Annotated in this window: 7 protein-coding genes; all 7 read right to left on the bottom strand. The window is 49.9% G+C overall.

Annotation, left to right across the window (positions count from 1 at the left end; translation table 11 throughout):
• Positions 1 to 92: 92 nt before the first annotated feature.
• Positions 93 to 788: a hypothetical protein gene (locus tag BSZ31_RS10765; RefSeq protein WP_105028750.1), complete on the bottom strand. Its 696-nt coding sequence runs from the start codon at positions 786 to 788 to the stop codon at positions 93 to 95.
• A gap of 83 nt (positions 789 to 871) precedes the next feature.
• The gene (locus tag BSZ31_RS10760) at positions 872 to 1,609 is read right to left on the bottom strand and encodes a Cthe_2314 family HEPN domain-containing protein (RefSeq protein ID WP_105028749.1); all 738 of its coding nucleotides are present in this window, start codon (positions 1,607 to 1,609) and stop codon (positions 872 to 874) included.
• An 85-nt stretch (positions 1,610 to 1,694) separates the two neighbouring features.
• Positions 1,695 to 2,339, bottom strand: coding sequence for a hypothetical protein (locus tag BSZ31_RS10755; RefSeq protein ID WP_146106668.1), 645 nt, complete (start codon positions 2,337 to 2,339; stop codon positions 1,695 to 1,697).
• 162 nt (positions 2,340 to 2,501) lie between these two features.
• The gene (locus BSZ31_RS10750; RefSeq protein WP_105028747.1) at positions 2,502 to 2,996 is read right to left on the bottom strand and encodes a hypothetical protein; all 495 of its coding nucleotides are present in this window, start codon (positions 2,994 to 2,996) and stop codon (positions 2,502 to 2,504) included.
• 69 nt (positions 2,997 to 3,065) lie between these two features.
• Positions 3,066 to 3,362 (bottom strand): HigA family addiction module antitoxin, encoded by a 297-nt coding sequence (locus BSZ31_RS10745; protein ID WP_105028746.1) that lies wholly within the window; start codon positions 3,360 to 3,362, stop codon positions 3,066 to 3,068.
• Between the two features lie 10 nt (positions 3,363 to 3,372).
• Entirely contained in the window at positions 3,373 to 3,654 is a 282-nt protein-coding gene (locus BSZ31_RS10740; RefSeq protein WP_105028745.1) for a type II toxin-antitoxin system RelE/ParE family toxin, read from the bottom strand.
• 505 nt (positions 3,655 to 4,159) lie between these two features.
• Positions 4,160 to 4,711 (bottom strand): hypothetical protein, encoded by a 552-nt coding sequence (locus tag BSZ31_RS10730; protein WP_105028743.1) that lies wholly within the window; start codon positions 4,709 to 4,711, stop codon positions 4,160 to 4,162.
• Between the last annotated feature and the right edge of the window lie 174 nt (positions 4,712 to 4,885).

Raw genomic sequence — 4,885 nt, 5'->3', positions numbered from 1 at the left:
TGAGCGATTTGAGCGATTTGAGCGATTTGAGCGATTTGAGCGATTTGAGCGATTTGAGCGATTTGAGCGATTTGAGCGATTTGAGCGCATTGTTAGGCGTTGATAGCATTGCTGGCCTGTTTTATTAAGTGGTCTCGGAGTTTGGTTAGTTCCTCCACGCCCAATATCGTTCGTACTTTGGCCTTCAGCGCCTCTACCAGCGACTTCTCTAGAATATCTTTCTTCGATATACCTAGAATCCTGTCAAACAGCTCGAAGTTGCTTTCAATCCGAACGGCGCGTTGCTCTGAGTAGCCCTCCCGCCCGGAAGTTGACCTGATGAAGTGTGCGTCGGCGCCGAGTTTCCGAAGCGCAGACTCAAATTCCCCGAGATCATCATTAATGCGATCGGTAAGCCAGGTGGCGTAATCTTGGCGCAAGGCATAAAGGTTATTTGCATGATCCAAGGCCGCTGGCGTGTCGCCCTCGCGCCAAAGCGTCTGGACTGTGTCGTGTAGCGCTTTCATGTACTTCTCACAAAACTCTACGTGTCGATCGAAGGCTGCGTTGGCCATGTGCGATGCTGCACCTAACGAGAACTGAAACTCTTTGCGCTGTATCTCGAGACGTTTTTCGTAGTCCGCTTCGTCCCTCAAGAGTTGTAGGAGGACTCCCAAGAGGGCAATTACACCGGGGGCTGCGACAAAAGCGCCTAATAGTTCACGTCCGTCTGGGATTAGGAAAAACGTACCCATTGACGCAGCAAAAACAGTAGCGAGGACACAGTAGACCTTCCAATTTAGCTTCATGTTTCAACGCCTAACGCGCCGCTCTGCGGCAAGTTTGTAGCGCAGCGGAAAACTAGTCCGACAGCAGCGCCTTGATATAACTTTCACCCAACAATCTTCTTCTGCCTTTCATATTCAGGCTTGAGTAAGATGAACAACTCATCAATGAGCTTGAAAAGTGAGCTGTTTATGAGGTTGAATTCTTTCTTCTTATCGGCAATATATCTTTTCAAATGGTCGGACCGCACATACTTGTAGGCTTTTACCTTCTCTTCATCGTCAATGTGCTCAAAGTTATTCAGGTAAAAAATTTCAATTTTCTTGAGATTCTTATCTATCAATGAATGCCGATGAATGAGGGTATGCCTGATTTGCTCGTGATCATTAAGGTACTTGCTAATACTTTTCATTGACTTATGTATTTCGGGGCGGTGCTGAACTTTGTAGTTGCTAACAATAACTCCGTGATTAACATTTGCTTCGTTAATACACAAGTGAAATACGGCATTTACAAGCTGAAGAATCCTGTCATGCACTGACTTGATTCTGATTAGGTAGTTTTCAATGTTGTAGATTAGATGGTCTGCCCTAGATGCATTTTTCTTCGAATAATCAAAGTTCGATAGAAGATCGATTGCCAAATCAAGTTGTTTACACCAAGAAATTGTATGTACCAGGTAAAATCCAACTTTCTGGACATAATACTGATATTCAGTTAACTCAATATCCTCAGGAATCTCTATGGCTAGCCTATCGATTTTAACTTCAGAAAATGCCTCCTCTCCATCTTTCAATACAGATAAAAGAAAAATATTATCATCTAGCTTCGAGAAACTGCTCATCACTTTCCTGAGTTATAACATTTGACATGAGGGGCGGCCAAGGGCGACAGCCCTTGGACGTCCCTCTCAATGGAAGGGTTAGGCTTCATATCGCGGCGATCATTTCTGCGATGGGATCAGATTCGGCATAGCCATCAGCCCAGCTCCAACCGGTGTGCAGTGACCAAAGGAATCCCATCATTGACTTGACATCGTCGTACTCAGTAGTCCAGTTTTTGCTGCGGTAGATGATCTTGGAAAGATGCTTGAGAAACTGAAATGCTCTGTGATCCTGGACATCGATAGCGCTCAGCGTGAAGTGAATCTCCTGCATGAGAATCTCAAGCTCTACCACGAGACTCTTGAGGCGATATTCGTTAAGACCGTTGGCGACTGCGTGCCACCTGTCTTGGTCGGGGACGTGCGGCTCACTAAAGAACTTCCGAAACTCGGCTTGCTTTGAGAGGGTCTCTGGCAGTTCTGCTGGATAGGAAGGCATGAAGCAACCCAAGTAGACAGCGATGCTGTCTTTCTTGAAGGATCTGTACGTCTCTACAAGGTTCGTGCGAAGTCTTCGACGCTTAGTTTGCTCAGGTACACGGACTACCAAGTAGTACATGAAGACGCCAGCAAGAAGGCCAACGGACAAATCGAAGGCGATCTGATTGCCTGTTTGAAACTGCTTCAGTAGGCCGTGTGCAGCTGTCCCCCTAATCGAGGGCAGGACTGGATCGCTACTTGCGATGAACATGACGATGACGCATGCGAACGTCAGTGCGATAAGAAGGCAATCGAAACGATGCTTTCTAAAGCTATGCATAAGGCAATGGAACTTCATGAAGCCTAACGTTGAAGGTAACCGGACTGCCGCAGACAGGTCCGGTTGACGGAAGGGTTAGCCACATTGCTGAAATTAAAGACCCACATTTGGCCAACGCTCAATATTTTTAAGTGCAAGGGTCGCCCCATCTGAGCCCAGTGAATCAGCCACACGCGCCCAATACGCAAACTTTTCACGAGATACCTCCGCCCCGTTGAGTCCATAGAGATAGTGAGACATCAATGAGTGAGCGGCAACGAGATTACCTGACTCAGCGAGCTCACCGAGCAATTCAAGAGCTCTTCGGTCTCGGACTTCATGGTCTTCTGATCCGAGGCCCATTTGGTAGGCGGAGAGGAGTTCGACCTTTGCATCATGATCCTCAGGGTGCAGGGATTGCTCGGCTTGTTTAATCCAACCATCACTTCGTTCCCGGGTTCCTTGATCGAACTCATAGTTGGCGAGCAAAATCATCGCCTCAACGTCACCACTTAAAGCATACCGAGTCATGCATGCGACCGCCTGCTCGAGCTCTCCAGACTTCAACAGGGCCTGGGCGTGGGTACGTTGAAAGGAAGGAGAATTCATAAGGCTAACGTTTGAATTCAGCGGCTGGCCGCGCTTTTCGGCCAGCCCGGTGGAATGAGGGGTTAGCCATTACACATGGGCCAAACTATGAATGGAGAAGAGACGGTTGGCGATACTTTTCTCAGCGGTTTTTAAATCATAGCTGGCTTGCAAATTGAGCCAATACTGTGGAGTTTGATCAAAAGCTTTTGCAAACAGCAATGCCAATTCAGCCGTAACGGGGCGCTTGCCTTTAACGACATGGGAAATGCGCATGGGCGACACACCAATGGTGCGAGCAAACAATGCTTGAGAAATATGAAGCTCCTCAAGGATTTCAGCGAGATACTCGCCGGGATGGATGGGTGTTAAACCATTGCGGATCATGTTATTCCTCCTAGTGGTAATCCACTATTTCGACATTAAATGCGTCACCGTTTTCAAATGTAAAACAGACACGCCACTGTTGGTTTATACGTATGCTCCATTGACCAACGCGATTACCTGAAAGAGCCTCCAGGTGATTGGATGGCGGCAAACGTAAATCTTTTAACTCTGTAGCGGCATGCAACTGATTGAGACGCATAGCCGCACGTTTGAGGATTTCCGAAGGTAAACGACGAGATTTACCTGTAACGAAAAAGCCTTCGGTTTCAGTGTTGGCGAATGTTTGAATCATACGCCAATCATAAACATAATGTTTACGCTGTGCAAGTATTCTTGATGGCTAACGTCCAACTTGACCGGCGCAGACGAGGCGTGTGCGCGAAGCGCACGGAAGCGGGTTTGCGCTCGAGTCGAAGAAGCTGTTTGACCTCACCATCGCCACCACCTATCTGCAGGGACCCTAGGCGCACGGCGCCAGACAAACCGGGCGACTACGACGCAGCACAACGCGAATCCAATGAAGATGGCGGCAACAGCAGTTGCGCCGCCCGCCTCGAATACTGGAACAAGCACAAGGCGAGTGAACAGCGTACGACCTACTGGGACCCCGCTGGACAAAGCATTGACCGCCAGAGCAATCCAGAAGCAAGCAAAGCCCAACGCTCCCCACACAAAGATGCGTCCTTGCTGCACGCCGGATCGGATGACGGTGCGGTCCATGTGAGGCCTAACGTTTGACATGAGTGGCGGCGCAAAGGACGCGAAGCGGCCTTTGTGACGTCCCCTCGAAGGAAGGGTTAGGTGGCTGCTTCATAAAGGTTGTAGGCGACTTGGTCTTTGCTCAAGGGCGCCTTGCCTCGAATCTTCCCATCGGCGGCAAAGCCAAGGCGGGAATGAAGGACTCGGGCCATTCGCACCTGCCCACCGGGACTAACCCATTCCACTTCGATACCGATGTAGTGTGAGTACAGCTCTGGCCACGGATCGCCCTTTACTCCGCCTTGAGCGAAGTTTGCGCCAAACGGTTCAAGGAATGAAGCGCGGAATTCCACCGTCTTCCCTCCGGCGATGAAATCCGCCTGTCCTTCCGCTCCGCCCTGAATAGAGACGGCCGGGTAGTAGCGCGAGCCTCGTGAGCCCGTTTCAAAGTACACAAGCAATTGGGTTACGAGGAGGTCCCTCTTCCCCCCATTGCATAACGCGAAGACCGGGCCGTCGAAGTTGCCTATACGCGCGAGCGGTACCAAGTGCAGGGCCAGAGCCTCACGAACGTTTGTCCACCAAAAGGTGAAGATGCTCACGCCGAGGGCAGTGAGAGAAACAGCGAGCGACCACCACGGTGCTTCCATCAGCCACCTAACGTTTGAAATGAGAGGTGTCATCGGGCTTGCCGGGTGACGTCCTCCCGATTGAAGGGTTAGCCATCACGCCGCATGGTCTCCCGGTAATCCCCCCATTTTTAACGGGTTTCGAAAGTAGAGCTTAGGCCGCCATGGCCAACTTCATTTTGGGTGTGATTCGGT

Origin of the sequence: Limnobacter sp. SAORIC-690, from assembly GCF_002954425.1 — a bacterium.
GTDB lineage: Bacteria > Pseudomonadota > Gammaproteobacteria > Burkholderiales > Burkholderiaceae_B > Limnobacter > Limnobacter profundi.
Note: the sequence above shows the minus strand (reverse complement) of the source record. Positions and strands in the feature narration are given on the sequence as shown.